General features: G+C 65.0%; 23 protein-coding genes. 4 read left to right on the top strand and 19 right to left on the bottom strand.

Annotation, left to right across the window (positions count from 1 at the left end; translation table 11 throughout):
* Positions 1-175: 175 nt before the first annotated feature.
* The 5 genes from ACFYOW_RS38370 to ACFYOW_RS38350 form a co-directional block, all read right to left on the bottom strand.
* The gene (locus tag ACFYOW_RS38370; protein ID WP_387295081.1) at positions 176-2,344 is read right to left on the bottom strand and encodes an MMPL family transporter; all 2,169 of its coding nucleotides are present in this window, start codon (positions 2,342-2,344) and stop codon (positions 176-178) included.
* Between the two features lie 41 nt (positions 2,345-2,385).
* Positions 2,386-2,832 carry an EXLDI protein gene (locus tag ACFYOW_RS38365; protein ID WP_387295079.1) on the bottom strand — a complete coding sequence of 149 codons (447 nt, stop codon included), beginning with the start codon at positions 2,830-2,832 and terminating at the stop codon, positions 2,386-2,388.
* A 182-nt stretch (positions 2,833-3,014) separates the two neighbouring features.
* The gene (locus ACFYOW_RS38360; protein ID WP_387295077.1) at positions 3,015-4,250 is read right to left on the bottom strand and encodes an MFS transporter; all 1,236 of its coding nucleotides are present in this window, start codon (positions 4,248-4,250) and stop codon (positions 3,015-3,017) included.
* Between the two features lie 170 nt (positions 4,251-4,420).
* Entirely contained in the window at positions 4,421-4,885 is a 465-nt protein-coding gene (locus ACFYOW_RS38355; RefSeq protein ID WP_387295075.1) for an NUDIX domain-containing protein, read from the bottom strand.
* A gap of 3 nt (positions 4,886-4,888) precedes the next feature.
* Entirely contained in the window at positions 4,889-6,100 is a 1,212-nt protein-coding gene (locus tag ACFYOW_RS38350; protein ID WP_387295073.1) for a helix-turn-helix domain-containing protein, read from the bottom strand.
* Between the two features lie 131 nt (positions 6,101-6,231).
* On the opposite strand from ACFYOW_RS38350, the gene ACFYOW_RS38345 reads away from it, so the two are divergent.
* Entirely contained in the window at positions 6,232-6,705 is a 474-nt protein-coding gene (locus ACFYOW_RS38345; RefSeq protein ID WP_387295071.1) for a hypothetical protein, read from the top strand.
* Between the two features lie 83 nt (positions 6,706-6,788).
* Here ACFYOW_RS38345 and rpsQ read toward each other — a convergent pair whose 3' ends face one another.
* The 11 genes from rpsQ to rpsJ are packed head-to-tail and all read right to left on the bottom strand — an operon-like array spanning position 6,789 to position 12,068.
* The gene (gene rpsQ / locus ACFYOW_RS38340) at positions 6,789-7,070 is read right to left on the bottom strand and encodes a 30S ribosomal protein S17 (protein WP_063047820.1); all 282 of its coding nucleotides are present in this window, start codon (positions 7,068-7,070) and stop codon (positions 6,789-6,791) included.
* The gene (rpmC, locus tag ACFYOW_RS38335; protein WP_040686552.1) at positions 7,067-7,306 is read right to left on the bottom strand and encodes a 50S ribosomal protein L29; all 240 of its coding nucleotides are present in this window, start codon (positions 7,304-7,306) and stop codon (positions 7,067-7,069) included. Before rpmC ends, rpsQ begins: the two co-directional genes overlap by 4 nt.
* Positions 7,306-7,722: a 50S ribosomal protein L16 gene (gene rplP / locus ACFYOW_RS38330; RefSeq protein ID WP_014981662.1), complete on the bottom strand. Its 417-nt coding sequence runs from the start codon at positions 7,720-7,722 to the stop codon at positions 7,306-7,308. The genes rpmC and rplP overlap by 1 nt, the downstream gene beginning before the upstream one ends.
* A gap of 3 nt (positions 7,723-7,725) precedes the next feature.
* Positions 7,726-8,535 carry a 30S ribosomal protein S3 gene (gene rpsC / locus ACFYOW_RS38325; RefSeq protein WP_040686551.1) on the bottom strand — a complete coding sequence of 270 codons (810 nt, stop codon included), beginning with the start codon at positions 8,533-8,535 and terminating at the stop codon, positions 7,726-7,728.
* Positions 8,536-8,946, bottom strand: coding sequence for a 50S ribosomal protein L22 (gene rplV / locus ACFYOW_RS38320; protein ID WP_387295067.1), 411 nt, complete (start codon positions 8,944-8,946; stop codon positions 8,536-8,538).
* Complete coding sequence (gene rpsS / locus ACFYOW_RS38315; protein WP_040686549.1) at positions 8,943-9,224, bottom strand: 30S ribosomal protein S19; 282 nt, start codon at positions 9,222-9,224, stop codon at positions 8,943-8,945. Before rpsS ends, rplV begins: the two co-directional genes overlap by 4 nt.
* Positions 9,225-9,239: 15 nt before the next feature.
* Positions 9,240-10,076 (bottom strand): 50S ribosomal protein L2, encoded by an 837-nt coding sequence (gene rplB / locus ACFYOW_RS38310; protein ID WP_387295065.1) that lies wholly within the window; start codon positions 10,074-10,076, stop codon positions 9,240-9,242.
* Between the two features lie 33 nt (positions 10,077-10,109).
* Positions 10,110-10,415 carry a 50S ribosomal protein L23 gene (gene rplW, locus ACFYOW_RS38305; RefSeq protein WP_040686547.1) on the bottom strand — a complete coding sequence of 102 codons (306 nt, stop codon included), beginning with the start codon at positions 10,413-10,415 and terminating at the stop codon, positions 10,110-10,112.
* Positions 10,412-11,086 (bottom strand): 50S ribosomal protein L4, encoded by a 675-nt coding sequence (rplD, locus tag ACFYOW_RS38300; protein ID WP_387295062.1) that lies wholly within the window; start codon positions 11,084-11,086, stop codon positions 10,412-10,414. Before rplD ends, rplW begins: the two co-directional genes overlap by 4 nt.
* Positions 11,083-11,748: a 50S ribosomal protein L3 gene (gene rplC / locus ACFYOW_RS38295; RefSeq protein ID WP_387295060.1), complete on the bottom strand. Its 666-nt coding sequence runs from the start codon at positions 11,746-11,748 to the stop codon at positions 11,083-11,085. Before rplC ends, rplD begins: the two co-directional genes overlap by 4 nt.
* A 14-nt stretch (positions 11,749-11,762) precedes the next feature.
* On the bottom strand, positions 11,763-12,068 hold the full coding sequence (rpsJ, locus tag ACFYOW_RS38290) for a 30S ribosomal protein S10 (RefSeq protein ID WP_003938093.1): 306 nt from the start codon (positions 12,066-12,068) through the stop codon (positions 11,763-11,765).
* Between the two features lie 473 nt (positions 12,069-12,541).
* Between rpsJ and ACFYOW_RS38285 the strand changes: the two genes are divergently transcribed.
* Together ACFYOW_RS38285 and ACFYOW_RS38280 are read left to right on the top strand one after the other, a co-directional pair.
* Complete coding sequence (locus ACFYOW_RS38285; protein ID WP_063046548.1) at positions 12,542-13,018, top strand: hotdog fold domain-containing protein; 477 nt, start codon at positions 12,542-12,544, stop codon at positions 13,016-13,018.
* A gap of 160 nt (positions 13,019-13,178) precedes the next feature.
* Positions 13,179-14,372 carry a lycopene cyclase family protein gene (locus ACFYOW_RS38280; protein WP_387295058.1) on the top strand — a complete coding sequence of 398 codons (1,194 nt, stop codon included), beginning with the start codon at positions 13,179-13,181 and terminating at the stop codon, positions 14,370-14,372.
* A gap of 6 nt (positions 14,373-14,378) precedes the next feature.
* Here the strand turns inward: ACFYOW_RS38280 and ACFYOW_RS38275 are convergent, their stop codons facing one another.
* From ACFYOW_RS38275 to ACFYOW_RS38265, 3 genes are read right to left on the bottom strand one after another with little or no spacing between them, the layout of a single operon-like run.
* Positions 14,379-15,233 (bottom strand): ABC transporter permease, encoded by an 855-nt coding sequence (locus ACFYOW_RS38275; protein WP_387295056.1) that lies wholly within the window; start codon positions 15,231-15,233, stop codon positions 14,379-14,381.
* Positions 15,230-16,012, bottom strand: coding sequence for an ABC transporter permease (locus ACFYOW_RS38270; RefSeq protein ID WP_387295308.1), 783 nt, complete (start codon positions 16,010-16,012; stop codon positions 15,230-15,232). Before ACFYOW_RS38270 ends, ACFYOW_RS38275 begins: the two co-directional genes overlap by 4 nt.
* Before the next feature lie 35 nt (positions 16,013-16,047).
* Positions 16,048-17,055, bottom strand: a complete 1,008-nt coding sequence (locus tag ACFYOW_RS38265) for an ATP-binding cassette domain-containing protein (RefSeq protein ID WP_387295054.1) — start codon at positions 17,053-17,055, stop codon at positions 16,048-16,050.
* Between the two features lie 396 nt (positions 17,056-17,451).
* Here ACFYOW_RS38265 and ACFYOW_RS38260 point away from each other — a divergent pair, with 396 nt between their 5' ends.
* Complete coding sequence (locus tag ACFYOW_RS38260; protein WP_387295052.1) at positions 17,452-18,975, top strand: aldehyde dehydrogenase family protein; 1,524 nt, start codon at positions 17,452-17,454, stop codon at positions 18,973-18,975.
* Positions 18,976-19,083 lie beyond the last annotated feature (108 nt).

The raw sequence follows: 19,083 nt of genomic DNA, 5'->3' as shown, positions 1-19,083 counted from the left end.
ACCTCACATAGGTTGCGCCGTATGCGAGGTAGTCACTGGCTATGCGGCAACGAGCGTTGAGGACGACGAGAAAGGCCGTCCGACTTGGATATCCGAGTCGGACGGCACTGTTCACTCAGCGGCTGGACTTGTCTGCGTTCCCAGGATCGACCTGTTGCCGCTGCCTGCTCGGCCTTTAGTTGTAGAACGTATCCGAGTACGCGTACGGATCCGAGCGCGCATCCTGCGACTTCCCCTCGGATACACCCGAATCGCGATCCCCATGCCCCGGCCACCAGGCACGGTGCCCGATCAGCGCGGTCACCGCCGGGGTGAAGAACATCGCCATGACGAATGCGGCGATCGCGATGCCCACCGAAATCGCAAAGCCCATCTGTGACAGCACATTGTTGCCCGCCAACATCATCGAGGCGAAGGTGCCCGCCAGGATCACACCGGCTGCGGCGACGGTCGGACCGGTATGCTGAACCGCAAGGGCAGCAGCCTGTTTCGGCTCGTTTCCGGCTCGCGCCTCCTCACGCAAGCGAGCGACCATCAGAATGTTGTAGTCGGTGCCGAGTGCCACCACGAACAGGTACATGATCACCGGCAGGGTGAAGATCAGTCCGGAATTGCCCTGGAAGTGCTGGAAAACCAGTACCGCGGCACCGAGCGTCGCGGCGAAGCCCAGGAAGACCGAGGCCATCAGGTACCACGGCGCCACCAGACTGCGCAGCAGCAGCGCGAGCACGATCATGATGAGGATCGCCGCCACCGGGAACACGATCTTGTAGTCGTGCACCATCGCGTCCTGGAAGTCGACGTACACCGACGAGATGCCACCCACCACAGCGGTAGTGCCCGCGGGTGCCGCCGAATGCACGGCGTCGCGCAGCGGATCACGCACCGTATCGAGCGCGGCATCCGATTCGGGCGCACCATTGAGGGTCACCTGGAAGTCGGCGGCCAGTCGGTCACTCGATACCATCGGCGTCCCGACCTGACTCACACCCGGTACCGCGGCGAGGACGGCACGGTAGGCGGTGAGCTGGTCATTGTCGAGCGGTGCGCCGTTGTCCGAATGCAACAGCACCTCGGACGGTTGGGTCGACCCGGCGGGCATCCCCTTGAGCAATTCCTTGTTGTAGACCGTCGATTCGGAGGAATCCGAGGTCGAGCCCGAGCTCAGATCGAACGTCGGATGGAAGCCGAACGCCAGCACGCCAAGGGCCACCAGCAGCCCACCGGACACCGCCGCGAACGCACCGGGCCGCCGCCCCATCGCCGCGCCGATCGCACCGAAGCGCGCACCCTTCGGCTCCTGCTGCCACGCCTTCGACGGCCAGAACACCTTGGTGCCCAACAGCGAAACCACGGCGGGCACCAGCGTGAGACCGGCCAGCAGCGCCACCGCGACGGCGATCGCCAGCGCGGGACCGAGCGCACGGAACATACCGAGCGTCGAGAGGGTCAGCGCCATGAATGCGATGATCACCGCACCGGCCGCCGAGGTGATCGCCTCGCCGACCTTGGTGACCGCACGGACCATCGCGGTTTTCGGATCCTCGCCGGCCCGCAGTCGCTCCCGGTACCGGAACATCAGGAACAGGATGTAGTCGGTGCCGACACCGAAAAGCACAACCAGCAGAATGGAATTCACCGAACTGTCGACCTTCAGATCGAAGGCCTTGCTGACCATCGCGATCAGACCGCCGACGGTGCCGGAGACCGCGCCGATCACGACAATCGGCAGCAGCGCGATCACCGGACTGCGGAAGATGATCAGCAGCAACACCAGAATCAGCACGACTGTCGCGATGCCGATAATGGCCATACCCTTTTCACCGGACTCCGTCTGGTCCAGCATCTGCGCCGCCTGACCGGTGACGCCCGCCTTCAGATCCGAACCCTGCACCTGATCGCGCAATGCGTCGCGCAGTTTCTTGACCGCATCGCTCTGCGTCGTATCGCCCGCATTGGTCACCTTCGTCATCTGCACGGCGGCGATCTGCACCAACCGGTTCTCCGAGGCCGGAACGGCCTGGATACCGATGACGTCCTTTATTCTCTGGTCGTCGAGCTTCGACGCGATCGCCGTCACGCTCGCCGAATCGGCCTCGGACAGCGGTGCGCCGTCCGCGCGGACGAAGACGAGCAGCGCCGCGGGCGCCTGCTGTTGCGGAAATGCCTGCTGTTGCAATTGCATTGCCTGAATCGACTCGTAATGCGATGGCAGGAATTCGGATTGGTCGGTGGTCGATTTCAGTTGCGGCGCCGTGGCCACCACCGCGATCACGATGAACAGCCAGAGACCGATCACCTTCCACGGGTTGTGCACAACGATCGCGCCAAGTCGAGCGAACATGTGGGAGAGGTCCTTTCGAGGTCCGAACGAGCGGACCGGTCTCAGATGTCGAGTTCGTCGATCTTCGGACTCGTCGCGGTGCCGACGAGTTCGCGGTAGATGCGTGCCGGAATCCGCCCGGCGAGTTCCTCGACCGAGTCGACGATGTCCACCGTGTAGTCGCCCCAGGTGTGGTCGTCGACGTCGAAGATCTCGCGCCAGTTCTTCAGATCCTTGGTCCAGTTCGTCAGCGCGAAGTCCATCCAGTCGGCCCGCTGCCGATGCACTACGTATTTGCCCTTGCGGCTCAGGTAGACCCGGATCACCTCGATTCCCGATTTGGTGAATTCCCTTGTCTCACCGAGCTTTCGCCCGACGAAGCGCTGTCTGCGCAGGCCGCCGGGACCGACTTTAAGCAGTACATCGCGCATATCCGATGCGTCCTTGTCGATATTGATCGTGGTCACGTCCGAAGCAGTGCCGTTCGGTGCGCTCGAATCCGGTGTCATGATTCCCCGTCTCATAAATAGATATGCAAAAAAGCATGGGTTCGACGCCAGCGGACCCGATTCGGTCCGCTGCGGTGAGTCGATCTGCTGTTTCCGGTCGCCTCGAGCCCGCTCCTCGGCGTCCGTCGGGAATCACTATAAGTAGATGTATACGTATAACGCAAGACCTGCGTCGAGCGAGTTCAGCGCGCCCCGGCAGGCAGCTCCTCCCGGTCGACCCGACGCACCACCTTGACCAGCAGCAACAGCCCGATACCGAGTCCGAGCCCGAGTGCCGCGGCCGCCGCGAAGCCCGCCGGGAATCCGCCCGCGTCGATCGCGACGCCGCAGAGGGAACTGCCGATGCCGTTGCCGAGCGTCATCGCGGCGCCGTGCCAGCCGATCGCCTCGCCGCGCCCGCCCTCCGGAACAATGCGACTCAACTGATCCACGGATGCGACAAGCGTTGGCGCACAAAGTGCTCCGGCAATGAGCCCGGTCACCCCGAGCGATAGCGGACCGACGGCGAAGCACATCGGAATGGTGACGGCGCCGAGCCCGGCGAGCAGCACATACGTCGAAATGGATCGGTGCAATGCGCCGTAGACGAGCCCGCCGACCAGCGAACCGAAACCCCAGACCGCCATGACCACGCCGAGCCACCGCTGCGCGCCGAACTCGCGAATGGCGGATACGAATGTCAATTCCGAACCCGCGAGCACCGCGATCGCCACACACGCGCCGATGCACAGCGCGACGAACTCGACCCGGAACCATTCGGACCGCGGCACCGTCGCGGCACCGGCCTTGTCATCCGAGCGCAGCGGCGGATTACGCACCCACACAAAGACTCCCGCCAACACCAGCGCCATCTGCATCCCGAACAGGGTGAGCGTCGTCGACCATGCCGTCGCGGCGGCGACGCCGAGCACCGGTCCGACCATGAACGCCATCTCCACCGACACCGATTCCAACGCCAGCGCCGGTTGGCGGCTCTGCTCGGTGGTCGCCGCGATTACCGCCTGCCGCACCACCGTGAAAATCGGAATATCGAAAAGTCCGGCGACCGCCGCGAGCACCAACAGCGCCGGATACCCCACAAACGGCGCGATCGACCAACACAGCGCCCCGACCACAATCGACGGCAGAATCGTGCGCCGCAACCCGAACCGATCCAGCATCCGCCCCCGCCACGGCCCACTCGCCGCAACGCACAGCGTCACAACCGAACTCAACGCCCCGGCCTGCCCATACGACCCGTGCAACGTCTGCACCACATGCAATGCGAGCAATACCGACCCGGCGAAAAACGGAATGCGAACCATCACACCCAGCAGCAGCACATCGCGCACCGCCGAATCCGCAAGCACCTCCCGATAGGCCCGCACCCGACCGAGCATCGCACGCCCGCTCACCGCCACGCCACCGATTAATCCCATGATCCGAGCTCCGGCGCGTGCGCGGAGACCATGCGACAAGCGGCCCTCGAACTATTCGGCAAGTCGCTTCAACCGAAGTACTGATCAACGGTCGAGAAATCCGCACAGCGAGTGAATCTTCCCGCCCCGGATATCGATCGAGCATCCGCTCGAGGCTAGTTCGGCGTCGATCACTGTGGCGCGGGCTCACCGTGTTCGAGGTAGGCGGTGCGGCTCGCGGCACGCGCGATGTGCGCTTGGCGTAGTCGGCGGGCGAGTCGCGGGATGAGATAGTTATCGAGTTTCGACAATGGTACCCAGGCCCACTGGTCGAGTTCGGTCTCCTGGAGGGTGATGGCTTGCTCATCGGATCCGAGGTCGCCGCAATCGAAAACATAGAGAATTTTGTCGCCATCAGTTTCGGTCGGCGCCCAATCGTGAACAAGCAATTGCTTTGGTGCACGGTCGATTCCGAGTTCTTCGCGAATCTCGCGATGACAGGCCGCGCCTGGCGACTCCCCCGGCTCGACATAACCGCCGGGTATATCCCAACCACTGCCGTAAGTCTTGTGCACCAACAAAACCTCGTCGCCGCGCACGAAAAGCCCGCCCGCCGCTAGCCGTGCGCGCGCAAAATGATTGTCCTCGTTGGTCATTGGTTACCTCACGACGTGCATTCGTTGGGCCAAGGCTTGCAAGACGAACGAAGGACTGCCGTGCGCGTTGCGCATCCAGGTGAGTACGAGTTGCCGGCTGAGGTAATGATGGCGAACCTGTTCCGGGGCCGCCTGCTCGGCGTCGAGCAGAGCCGATACCGAATCCTGCTGGCGGCCAGCCAGATTGAACGCGCGAGCAAGCTCGAGTTGATGCCGAATCCGGCGCTCCACCGGGAGGGCGGAGGTATCCAGCCCGGGACCCAACCGAAGCGCGATCTGCACATCACCGAGTTCCATTGCGGTGTTGACCCGATGGATCGCGACATTGGTGGGCCCGAACGCTGTCCACAGGCAGTTCCGATCGCCACCCAGTTTCCGCGCAGCCACATCCGCCTCGGCCAGAAACTCCTGCACAGTGTCACGGCGATTGCTCCGGGCGGCGGCCATCGAGCCGACGAGCAGCAGCGTTCCGTACACCGACAACATGTCGTCGCGACCCTCGTGCAGGTACGGCTGCAAGTAGGCCGCTCCGGCTTCGACCAGATCGACAGCGGGTTGCACACGGCCCGTAGACATCACCGTGAAGGCGACCGATCGCATCAGGGAACCGACAATCGCGAGATCATCGGTTCGCTGAGCCGCCGCGAGACCTCGTTCCGCGGCGTTCCAAGCCAAATCGGTTTCGCCGAGCTTGGTCAACACCGAGGCCGCCACTTGATAGCACAGCGCCAACAGCCGGTACCCGGATTCGTCTTCCGCTCGCTGGGCCACCGCCAGCGCGGCAGACAACAGGCCGGGCAATCGGCCCGCCACAAATCCGAACCTGGCCCCCTGATAGGCATCGAAAACACCACGCAGCTCCCGTTCGAGCGCGGGGAGTTGAAACGACTCCGGATCACGAGCGGGCGGCACCGGCGCAGGCATCAAATGGCTGTAGTCCATCAATGCGGCCCGGAGCGCGGGGATGGTCGAACTCCCGCTGTCGGTGGTCCATTCCAACAGACTCGGATCACCGATCAGGTCTCCCAGCGAAACATCCAGTGCGTCTGCGAGTAGGCGGATCACCGACAAGCGGTCCAGCGGAATCCGATTGTTCTCGACCTTGCTCATCCAATCGTCTGTCCGCCCGACAAGACCGGCTAGCACGTCTTGGGACATACCGCGACGCCGTCGGTACCAAGACACCCGCTCACCGATGGTGAGGTTCTGGGTCATTCCGCGCACAACACAATCTTCCGACTCGGCTGGGCAACAATCCCGGAAAGATATTCCGGGCATACATCTGATCCGGCCTCAGGCTACTTGCAAACCAAACGACATCAGTGCTGAACGGGACAAAGGCCACCGTGGACACCGAGGAACTCGAGAGCGTCGTCGATTGGGCGGACTACTACCGCCAACAGTTTCATCTCCCCGCCGAGGAACGCGGTGGTTACGTGATGCTGCCGGTGACGAACCATCTGGGCATTATCCACATGCCGAAGCTATTGGCCGAAAAAGTCCGAAATTCCTTGCTACAGAACGGAACTCCCGGCCCGGTGCTGGCGCGGCAGATCCGCTGGACCTTCGTCGCGGCCGTGGACTACTCCCCGGGTAATCAAGTCCTGGAACTGTTGGCACGCAAAAACATTTGTGTGCCCGTCGTCGGCAGCGCGCTGATGATACCGACGGGCCTCGGGCGGTGGACCCGCGAAGGGGCGCACTGGATCAATCCGCCGGATCGCGATCAATTGCTGCCAATACTGTCGACCGTCATCAGCACAACGCTGGCATCGTTATTCGATCGAAACGATAGACCGGCTCCGCCGCAGACCGGGTGAATAATCCGAACCGCCGGGCAAATATGAAAAAGGCCCGCTTCCCAAATGGGAAGCGGGCCTTTGCTTTACCGCCGGAAAAGGGGTTACTTGGCCTTCTCCAGGACCTCGACCAACCGCCAGTGCTTGGTGGCCGACAGCGGGCGGGTCTCCATCAGCTGGACGCGGTCGCCGACACCGGCGATCTCGTTCTCGTCATGCGCCTTCACCTTGGTGGTGGAGCGGATGATCTTGCCGTAGAGCTTGTGCCGCGTGCGGTCTTCCAGCTCGACGACGATGGTCTTGTTCATCTTGTCCGAGACCACGTAGCCGATGCGAACCTTGCGGGTACCGCGCTTGACCTCGGGGGTCACGTTCTCTTCACTCATGCCGCATCTCCCTTGCCAGCGGGTGCCGAGGCCAGGCCGAGCTCGCGCTCACGCATGACCGTGTAGATGCGCGCGATCTCGTGACGCACGACGCGCAGGCGACGGTTGTTGTCCAACTGACCCGTCGCCATCTGGAAGCGCAGATTGAACAGCTCTTCCTTCGACTCGCGCAGGCGGGCGACGAGCTCCTCTTCGTTGAGCTCGCGGAGCTCTGCGGCCGGTGTACCGGTAGCCATCAGAACTGCTCCTCCCTGGTCACGATCCTGCACTTCATGGGGAGCTTGTGCATCGCGCGGCGCAGGGCCTCGCGAGCGATCTCCTCGTTGGGGTAACTCATTTCGAACATCACGCGTCCGGGCTTGACGTTCGCGATCCACCACTCCGGCGAACCCTTACCGGAACCCATGCGGGTTTCGGCCGGCTTCTTGGTGAGCGGGCGATCCGGGTAGATGTTGATCCAGATCTTGCCGCCACGCTTGATGTGGCGGGTCATCGCGATACGCGCGGACTCGATCTGCCGGTTGGTGACGTAGGCGGGCTCGAGAGCCTGGATGCCGAATTCACCGAACGCGACCGAAGTGCCGCCCTTGGCCATGCCGCTGCGGCTCGGGTGATGCTGCTTCCGGTGCTTGACCTTCCGTGGCATCAACATGCGTCAGCCCTCCTGTGTTTCTGCCGGGGCGTCGGCAACCGCGGTAGCGGCGCCTGCACGCCCGGCCTCGGTGCTGGTCGCGGTGGTGCCTGCGGAACCGGACCGACGCGGGCGGCTCGGCCGCTCCCGGCGCTCACGGCGGTCACCAGCGGCGGGCGCGGCCGCGGCCGTGACCTCACGCTTGCCACCGACGATGTCGCCCTTGTAGATCCAGACCTTCACGCCGATGCGACCGAAGGTGGTCTTGGCCTCGTAGAGGCCGTAGTCGATGTCCGCGCGCAGCGTGTGCAGCGGGACGCGACCCTCGCGGTAGAACTCCGAGCGCGACATTTCGGCGCCACCGAGGCGGCCCGAGCACTGCACCCGGATGCCCTTGACGTTCGGCGACCGCATGGCCGACTGGATGGCCTTGCGCATCGCGCGACGGAACGCCACACGGTTGGACAGCTGCTCGGCGACACCCTGGGCAACGAGCTGCGCATCCGACTCGGGGTTCTTGACCTCGAGGATGTTCAGCTGCACCTGCTTCTTGGTGAGCTTCTCCAGCTCGGCGCGAATGCGATCGGCCTCGGCGCCGCGGCGACCGATGACGATGCCGGGACGCGCGGTGTGGATGTCGACGCGAACCCGGTCACGGGTGCGCTCGATCTCCACCTTGGAGATGCCCGCCCGCTCCATGCCGGTGGCGAGGAGCTTGCGGATGGCGACGTCTTCCTTCACGTAGTCCGCGTACTGCTTGTCCGCGTACCAACGCGACTTCCAGTCGGTGGTGATACCGAGGCGGAAGCCATGGGGATTGATCTTCTGTCCCATTTACTTTGCCCCTCCCTTCCGGCGGCTGCGAGCAGCACCGGCGGTGGGCACGCTCTCGACCTCGATGGTGATGTGGCTGGTGCGCTTGCGGATCCGGAACGCGCGGCCCTGGGCCCGCGGCTGGAAACGCTTCATGGTCGCGCCCTCGTCGACGTAGGCGGTCGAGATGACCAGCGTGGCCGGGTTCAGGCCGAGGTTGTTCTCGGCGTTGGCCGCGGCGCTGGCGACGACCTTCGCGACCGGCTCGCTCGCGGCCTGCGGCGCGAACTTCAGGATCGCGAGGGCGTCCTCGACCCGCTTGCCGCGGACCAGGTCCACGACACGGCGAGCCTTCATCGGGGTGACGCGAACGTGCTTCGCCGTCGCCCGGGCAGTCGGGTTCTGAACCGTCGCTGTGTTTGATTCGCTCATCGCCGCTTGCTCTTCCGGTCTTCCTTGACGTGGCTCTTGAACGTCCTGGTGGGCGCGAACTCACCCAGCTTGTGGCCGACCATGGACTCCGAGACGAACACCGGCACGTGCTTGCGGCCGTCGTGGACGGCGAAGGTGTGACCGATGAAATCGGGGATGATGGTCGAACGACGGGACCAGGTCTTGATGACCTGCTTGCTGCCCTTTTCGTTCTGAACGTCCACCTTCGCGAGGAGGTGGTCGTCGACGAACGGGCCCTTCTTGAGGCTGCGTGGCATTTCTTACCTCCTCCTTCAGCGCTTCTTGCCGGTCTTGCGACGGCGGACGATGAGCTTGTCGCTCGGACGGTTGGGCTTGCGGGTGCGGCCTTCCGGCTGACCCCACGGCGAGACAGGGTGGCGACCACCGGAGGTCTTGCCTTCACCACCACCATGCGGGTGGTCGACCGGGTTCATGACGACACCACGGACCGTGGGGCGGCGACCCTTCCAGCGCATACGGCCGGCCTTACCCCAGTTGATGTTCGACTGTTCGGCGTTGCCGACCTCGCCGACGGTGGCGCGGCAGCGCACGTCGACGCGACGGATCTCACCGGAGGGCATACGCAGCGTGGCGTAGGGCCCTTCCTTACCGAGCAGCTGGATGCTCATGCCAGCGGCACGGGCCATCTTGGCGCCACCGCCAGGACGCAGCTCCACGTTGTGGATCGTGGTACCGGTCGGGATGTTGCGCAGCGGCAGGTTGTTACCCGGCTTGATGTCGGCGGTCGGGCCGGACTCGATCGGGGTGCCCTGCACCACGCCCTTGGGGGCGATGATGTAGCGCTTCTCGCCGTCCACATAGTGCAGCAGCGCGATGTTGGCGGTGCGGTTCGGGTCGTACTCGATGTGCGCGACCTTGGCCGGGATGCCGTCCTTGTCCATGCGACGGAAGTCGATCAGACGGTAGGCACGCTTGTGGCCGCCACCGCGGTGACGGGTGGTGATGCGACCGTGAGCGTTGCGGCCACCCTTGCTGTGCAGCGGACGGATCAGCGACTTCTCGGGGGTCGACCGAGTGATCTCAGCGAAGTCCGAGACGCTGGAGCCACGACGGCCCGGCGTAGTCGGCTTGTACTTACGGATTGCCATGAGTTCTTCTCTGCTTTCTGGATTCCCAGGCGCTTACGCGACCGGGCCTCCGAAGATCTCGATGGGCTTGCTGTCGGCCGAGATGGTCACGAGCGCGCGCTTGGTGTCCTTGCGCTTGCCGTAACCGAAGCGGGTCCGCTTGCGCTTGCCCTGACGGTTGGCGGTGTTGACGCTGGTCACCTTCACACCGAAGACCTTCTCGACGGCGATCTTGATCTGCGTCTTGTTGGAATCCGGGTGCACGATGAAGGTGTAGGTACCTTCCTCGATCAGTCCGTAGGACTTCTCCGAGATGACCGGCGCCAGCAGAATGTCGCGGGGGTCGGCGATCGTGGTCACTTGCTCTCCTCCTGTGCGGATTCGGCGGGGCCGTGCACGAAGGCGTTCAAGGCCTCGACGCTGAACACCACTTCGTCGCTCTCGAGCACGTCGTAGGTGTTGAGCTGATCCGGCGCGATCGGGTGCACGAACTCCAGGTTCTGCACGCTCTTCCAGCCCGCGATGTCCTCGCGTCCGAGGACGAGCAGGAACTTCTTCCGGTCCGACAGCTCGGACAGGAACGACTTCGCGGTCTTGGTCGACGGGGTCTGACCCGAGACCAGTTCGGTGATCACGTGGATGCGCTCGTTGCGCGCACGATCCGAGAGGGCGCCACGCAGCGCGGCGCGGATCATCTTCTTGGGGGTGCGCTGGCTGTAGTCACGCGGCTGCGGACCGTGCACGGTGCCACCACCGGCGAACTGCGGCGCGCGGGTCGAACCCTGACGGGCGCGACCGGTGCCCTTCTGGCGGTACGGCTTCTTGCCACCACCGGAGACCTCGCCGCGCGTCTTCGTCGCGTGCGTGCCCTGGCGTGCGGCAGCGAGCTGCGCGACGACGACCTGGTGCATCAGCGAGATGTTCGCGGTGGCATCGAAGATCTCCGCGGGGAGCTCGACGGTGCCGTTGGTCTTGCCGCCGAGTTCCTTGACCGGGAGGGTCAGGTTGGTCTTCTTCTCGACGCTGGTCATGCGTGCGCACCACCCTTCACTGCGCTCTTGACGGTCACGACGCTGCCCTTGCGACCCGGGATCGCGCCCTTGATCAGCAGCAGGCCGTTCTCGGCGTCGACCTTGTGCACCGACAGGTTCTGCGTGGTCACGCGGTCGTTACCCATGCGACCCGACATGCGCATGCCCTTGAACACGCGGCCGGGGGTGGCGCAACCACCGATGGAACCGGGGCGACGGTGCACTGCCTGGGCACCGTGCGAAGCGCCCTGACCACGGAAGCCGTGGCGCTTCATGGTGCCTGCGAAGCCCTTGCCCTTGCTGGTGCCGGTGACGTCGACGTAGGCGCCCTCTTCGAAGACATCGGCGTTGATCTCCTGGCCGACCTCGAAGGTGGAGGCGTCCGCGACGCGGATCTCGGCGACGTGGCGGCGCGGGGTGACACCGGCCTTGGCGAACTGACCGGAAACCGGCTTGTTCACCTTGCGCGGGTCGATGGCGCCGAAAGCGACCTGGAGGGCGCTGTAGCCGTCGCGCTCCACGGTGCGGATCTGGGTAACGACGTTCGGTCCGGCCTTGATGACGGTCACGGGGACGACACGGTTCTTGTCGTCGAACACCTGGGTCATACCGAGCTTGGTGCCCAGGATGCCGGCCGCCGGCCTGTTCTTGTTGTCAGTCATATCTCGAGTCCCCGTCACTGAATGTTGACGTCGACGCTGGCCGGCAGGTCGATGCGCATAAGGGCATCAACCGTCTTCGGCGTCGGGTCGAGGATGTCGATCAGCCGCTTGTGCGTCCGCATCTCGAAGTGCTCGCGCGAGTCCTTGTACTTGTGCGGCGAACGGATGACGCAGTACACGTTCTTTTCGGTCGGCAACGGCACCGGCCCGACCACACGGGCCCCGGTGCGGGTCACCGTCTCCACGATCTTGCGCGCGGACGCGTCGATCGCTTCGTGGTCATAGGCCTTGAGCCTGATGCGGATCTTCTGTCCCGCCACGCTAAGTGTCCTTTTCTCCGCTTATCGTTCGTGGTCCGGAAGCCGGCTTCCGTACCACCTTCAATTGCACAGCCCGAACACACGAAGACGTCTCAGTGAGACCGCGACCGGGCACGCCCGATCATTCGCCGCTGTTCATCTGTCATGGTTCTCCGGTCCACGCGGTCGGGCGTGTCGCCCATCCGCTCATTCCTCGGCCCCGGTCGAAAACTTCACCTGGCCTGGAACGTTTGTCCCGGACGTACCCACGCTGGATGTCCAGCGAGGTACACGATTGGGTGTTGCTCGCCTCGCCACCCGCCACAACCGCCGAACGGCATGACCCGGTGCAAGGCAACCCGAACAGTATGCCCGACCGCGTTGGCGACTTCAAATCCGCCCCCTGCCAACGCTTCGCCAGCAGGTCAGGGTGCGAATCCCGGGCGCGCCCGACCACTACCGCGCACTAACTTACTTCTGAGTAAGATAGAGCTATGACGAAACCGACCGCGACTCATCGGATCTGGAACAAGCTGCCGGACAACCGGCTGGGGCACACCCTGTTCTCGCTCGGCATGGTGGCCCGGGTGCCCTACTTCGGGACGGTGCTGCCGAGCGTCGTGCGGCTGGAGCCCGGACTGTGCGAGGTGACCTCGCCGAAGTGGTTCGGCATCCACAACCACCTGGGCACCTTCCACGCGATCGCGGCCTGCAACCTGGCCGAGGTGGCCATGGGCATGCTGAGCGAGGCCACGGTGCCCGATACGCACCGCTGGATTCCCAAGGCCATGAATGTGCAGTACCTGGCCAAGGCCGAGACCGGTCTGCGCGCGGTGGCGAAGCTGGCCGAGGTGCCCGACTTCACCCGGATCACCGAGGGGCAGGAGCTGACCGTTCCGGTGTCCATCTACGACAAGCACGGCCTCGAGGTCGTGCACGCCGACATCACCACCTGGATCACCCCCAAGTAGGTGGGCGCGCCAGGGTATCGAGGCAGCGAGGGCAGTACATCCACCACGCGACCTGCAGGCCGCCTGAAGCGGGTGCAGGTCACACGCGAGATGTGCGGTTCGCCGCATCGACCGGTAGCGGTGTTGCGGGCGAACGGACGGAGCGGTTTGAATGCGAAGCATGGGTGACAGGGCGGTCCGGGAATTCGACCTCTGCGTGGTCGGGCTCGGACCGACCGGCCGAGCGCTGGCGCATCGGGCCATGCGGGCCGGGTTCCACGTGGCCGCCGTCGATCCGCGGCCGCAGCGGCTCTGGCCGCCGACGTTCTCCTGCTGGATCGATGAACTGCCGGAGTGGTTGCCGTCGAGCGCGATTGCTGCACGTATTCCGAAGCCGACGGTCTGGACAAAGGCCGAGCATCGGATCGACCGCCCCTACTGCGTGCTGTCGAAAACCGGACTGCGCGATGCACTGCCGCTCGACGACGTCACCGTTGTAACCGGGCGGGCAACTCGTGTCGAGGCCCATGAGGTGGAGCTCGCGGACGGCACGATCCTCAGGGCCGCAGCGGTTTTCGATACCCGCGGGCTGCCGACACTCGGACAGCGCCGCGCGGCAAGTGCACACGGCATCTTCGTCGATGCCGAAACCGCCGCGCCCATGGTGACCGAGGGCGAGGGCCTGCTGCTCGATTGGCGTCCGGAGAACGGCGCGGGACCGGATGAGCCGCCGTCGTTCCTCTATGCCGTCCCGCTCGGTGACGGCACGGTGATCTTCGAGGAGACCAGCCTCGGCCTGCGCGGCGGTATGCCGCAGCACGAGTTGCGCAGACGCACCCTGAACCGCCTTGCCGCACACGGCATTCGGCTCACCGGCGACGAGCCGACCGAGGCCGCGCACTACCCACTGGACCAGCCACCGCCGAAAAAGGCGACCGCCCAAGCGATTCCGTTCGGCTCCCGCGGCGGCATGATGCATCCCTGCACCGGCTACAGCGTCGCCGAATCGCTGGCCCTGGTCGACACCGCCGTCGCCGCCCTTCAGCAAGGCCACGACCCCATCGCCGAACTCTGGCCGTGGCAGGCCCGGCTGGTGTACTGGATGCGCATGCGCGGCCTCTGGGGCATGGGCCGCTTGACCACCGAACAGTCCATCGCCATGTTCGACGCGTTCTTCAACGCATCGCCGCGCGGCCAGCGCGCCCTGCTCTCCGCCCACGACGATTACACCGTCCTCGGCGCCGTCCTCGTCAACACCGTCGCTCGCACCTGGCCGTTCCGCTGGCGCTACGACCTGGTCGGCTGGACGAATCGAAACCGCTGGGTCGGTTTCGATTTCGCCGCAGCCGAACGCGAAGAGGGCCGGATCGGCTGACGAAGGTCAGGCGCCGGTTTCGGCGGCGCGCTGGTAGCCGCGGATCGCCGGATACGCGAACACGACGATGAGCCCGAGAACCCAGGCGACGGTCTTCAACAGGGGGTCGGCGACGGCGCCGCCGTAGGACAGCCCCTTCATCGCATCGATGGCGCAGCTCATCGGCTGATTCGCGACAACGTCCTGCAACCAGGTCGGATAGGCGATCACCGGCACGAACCCGGAATTGAAGAACATCAGCAGGGTATTGACGATGCCGATGATGCTGACCAGCATGACGCCCTCGGTAATGGTCGCCAGCGCCGTGACCAGCACCGCGAAGCCGACACCGAACAGCACCGGAATGCCGACCAACGCGATGGCCGCCAACGGACCCTGCCCGAAGCGGAAGCCGAGGGTGAAGCCGACCGTGATCACGAACAGCGTGGTGACCAGCACGCGGACCGCCTCGGCGAGCAGCCTGCCGGTCAGTCCGGCCGCCCGGTGTACCGGCATGGTCCAGAACCGACCGAGCAGTCCGGTGAACTTCTCACCCTTGAAGCCGAGTGCGCTGACCACCGCACCGGACATCGCCGCGACCAACGTGATCAGCGCGACCTGTCCGTAGATACTCGGCTTACCGGTGGCCGCGGTGATCGAATTGCCGAGCACGACGCGGAACATGAAAAGCGTCAGCGCCGGATAGATCAGCGTCTGGATGGTGGTCGCGGGATCGCGCGCCCACACCAGCAGCAGCCGCTTGCACTGGATCAGACTGTGCGTGATCCAGGTCGACAGCGCGCGTTCGGATGGCGTGGCCACCCGCGGCAGCGGGTCGAATCCGTCCACCTCGATGCGCTCCAAGGTCTCGACAGAACTCATGACCGCCTCACACTCGCCCAGATCGCCAACGGAGTAAAGACGATCGCCATACCGCCCAGCCAGGTCAGCGGCACCCACAGCACATCCCAGGTCACGCCGCTGTGGGCCATATCGCGCAGCGCGAAGGAGAACTGGGAGATCGGCTGATTGCGCACGAACGGCCGGATCCACATCGGAAAACTACGTTCCGGGACGAATCCGCAGGAGAGCATGCCGAAGATCAAGGTGGGCAGCGTCAATGCCTGACTCAGCGATTCCGGGCTCTTGGTCAGACTGCCGAGCGCATCCGCACCGAGTGCGAGCACGGTACCGACCGCGATCGAGAACACGCAGAACAGCACGGCCTGACCGGGTCCGGCGACGAACCGGAAGCCGATCATGTAGCCGAAGATGATCGCCGCGGTGAGCGCGGTCAGCGAACGCACCAGGCCCGCGCCGATCCGCGCGCTCAACGGCACCAGCATGCCGATCGGCATCGTCTGCAGTCGCGTGCTCAGACCGGTCAGCGCCTCGTATGCGGACAGCTGCGCATTCGACATCATCGTGAACGCCATGGTCTGCAGCACGATGATCGGCATGACGAACTGGGCGTAATCGATGCCCTGGAACTTCATGACATAGCGCAGCGGCAGATAGAAGCCGAGCGTGAACACCAGCGGGGTGATCATCGCGACGATCAGTTCGCCCTTGACGGCCATGGTCCGCACAATGCGTCCGGACAGCGCCCGCCACTGCGCGAAGTAAGAGAGCCTGGCGGCGGGCAGCTCGGCGAAGAGCAGTGCCGAATCGGCCCGCTCGACGGTGGTGGAACTCACTAGTGGCCGCCCGAATGGCCGGTGATGGAGAGGAAGACATCGTCGAGCGAGGGCCTGCGCAGCGCGATGTCGGCCAACTGGATCCCGGCGGCGTCGAGCCTGCGCAACGCCTCCGATAGCGTGCCCGCGCCGTCGGGTGCGGGAATCGAGATCCGGTCGCCGCCATCGACGTCGGCGAGTACGGCGGCGGGCACCAGATCACCGAGTGCGTTGGCGGCCTTGCCGAGCTGACCCGGATCCAGCGGCACCACCTCGCAGTAGCTGCCGCCGGTCTTCGCCTTGAGCTCGTCGGCTGTGCCCTCGGCGATCACCGTGCCCTTATCGATGACGATGATGTTGTCGCTGAGCACATCGGCTTCCTCGAGGTACTGCGTGGTGAGCAGCACCGTGATGCCCTGATTCTTCAGCGCGGTCACCAGATCCCACACGCCCTGCCTGCTGCGCGGATCCAGACCGGTGGTCGGCTCGTCGAGGAAGACCACCTCGGGGCGCACCACCAGTCCGCAGGCGATATCGACCCGACGACGCATACCGCCGGAATAGTGGCGCACCGCGCGACGGCCCGCGTGCACCAGGTCGAATTCCTCGAGCAGGGTGTCGGCGCGCTTGCGGGCGGCCGATTTGCCCAGGCCCATCAGCCTGCCGAACAATTCCAGGTTCTCCCGGCCGGAGAGGTTCTCGTCGAGCGCGGCGTACTGGCCGGTCATCATGATCGAGCGGCGCACACCCGCCGGATCCTTCAGCACATCGTGGCCGGCGACCACGGCGGTGCCGGAATCCGGGCGCAGCAGGGTCGACAGCACTTTGACCATGGTGGTCTTGCCCGCGCCGTTGGGCCCGAGGATGCCGAGCACGCTCGCCCGCTCGGCTGTGAAGCTGATGCCCTGCAGCGCGTGCACATCGCCGAATGACTTCCGGACATCCGCAACCGCGACCGCGACGTCACCACCACCGTCGATGGGTGGTGGCTCGCTGGTATGCGAATCCGCTTGGTTCAAGCTCGGCATCAACTCTCCACTGTGTCTGATCGGCGGCGTTCGCGGGCCGGGGCGGCGACCCGGGTCGCCGAGAGCGCGGGCAATGAATACGTCCCGGTTGGTGATCCCTGCCGCCAAGCGTGATGTTACCGGCAGAGGCATCCGCGCATGGCCGACCGCGTCATACCCAGCGGCCCGCGACCTAACTGTGTCCTTACTCACATTTCTTCCGGCCGATCCACTCGACCCGAGAACGTCGCTGGTGGCGGCCCTCGAGGGGCAGCGTAGGGGCGGTAGCGACACCTTGTCCGGTCGTCGCGGCGACCATAGTCTGCTAGACGGGGAAAACGCACTAACTCGTTTGCTGCAGCGCTGTTTCGCCAAAGCGTTCAGCGGCTGCGGCGGATCGACCTGCGAGAGGTGACCATGGCCGAGACCGCGCAGCCGAGACTGGCAGCGCATACGGGAGGATCGGGCCGACCGAACGTGCTGACGTCCTATGACCCGCGCACCGGCGAGATCGTCGGCAACTATGCCGTGATGGGCGCGGGCGAAATCAACCGCACGGTGCGCGCCGCACGCTCCGCCGAAAAATGGTGGGCGGAACTGGGATTCAACGCCCGCAAACGCTGGCTACTGGACTGGAAACGCACTATCGCCAGGCGCGCAGGCGAATTGGTGGAAATCCTGTGCGAGGAAACCGGAAAACCACAGGCGGACGCGGTAACCGAGGTGATGCTCGCCGTCGAGAATCTGGATTGGGCGGCCCGCAATGCCGCGCGCGTGCTGGATCGGCGCAAGCTCGGCTCCACCTGGCTGACCCGCAACCAGCACGCGTCGGTCGGCTATCTGCCGCTCGGCGTGGTCGGGGTGCTCGGACCGTGGAACAACCCGGTGTTCACCCCGATGGGCTCGATCGCCTACGCGATGGCCGCGGGCAATGCCGTGGTGTTCAAACCCGATGAGCTGACCACCGGCGTCGGGGTCTGGCTGGCCGACAGCTGGACCAAGCTCGCGCCGAATCAGCCTGTGCTGCAAGTCATTACCGGCGATCACGCCACCACCGCGTCGCTGTGCCGCGCCAAGGTGGACAAGATCGCCTATGCCGGTTCGGATGCGGGCGCGCGCGAGGTGATCACGCTGTGCGCGCAGACGTTGACGCCGGTGGTGGTCGAGCGGAACGGCAAGGGCACCATGGTGGTTCACGTCGACGCCAAACTCGACGAGGCCGCCGAAGCCGCGGTGTTCGGCGCGATGGCCAATGCGGGTCAGAACTCCACCGGCATTCAGCGGGCCTACGTCGCCAACTCCGTCTACGACCGATTCCTGGAACTGGTGATCGAGCAGGCGCGGCGGCTGCGGCCCGGCGCGGACAAGCGCGCGTCCTACGGTCCGATGATTCTGGAATCGCAGGTCGACGTGGTGCGCAAACAGGTGCGCGATGCACTGGCCAGAGGCGGGCGCGCAGTGGTCGGCGGACTGGATTCGATTCGCGATCCCTATATCGAACCGATCGTCTTGGCCGAGGTGCCGGAGGAGAGCGTCGCGATCACCGGCGAGGGCATCGGGCCGCTGCTGATCGTCAACAGGGTCGCGAATATGGACGAGGCGGCACAGCGGATCAATGCGGTGGGCAATGGTGTCGCGGTGTCGGTCTTCACCCGGGATGTGCACGGTATCGAATCCTTCGCCGAGCAACTGCGGGTCGGCGTTGTGACCATCAATTCTTCGAGCACCTACGCCGGGATTCCGGCGCTGCCGTTCGGCGGGGTCGGCGAATACGGGCAGGGACACCATCACGGCGATCAGGGACTGCGCGAGTTCAGCCGGACGCTGGCGATCGCGCGCAAGCGGTATCGCGCGGCAGTGAACCTGTCCACCTTCGACCGGCACCCACGGCATCTGCGCACGGCCAAGGCCATCTTCCGCATGCGCCACGGCGGTGTTTGATTTGCTGTGTCTAATTGGCCGCGCCTTCGGCGCGGCGTGTTCGCGGCCCCCTGGTGTCTCGCGTCCGAGCCGTCGAGACTCGCGCCTGCGGCGCATGCGCTTCGACGA

Origin of the sequence: Nocardia sp. NPDC006982 (genome assembly GCF_042869435.1) — a bacterium.
Taxonomy (GTDB): domain Bacteria; phylum Actinomycetota; class Actinomycetes; order Mycobacteriales; family Mycobacteriaceae; genus Nocardia.
The sequence above is the reverse complement of the archived record's forward strand: the minus strand, read 5'-3'. Positions and strand labels throughout refer to the sequence as shown.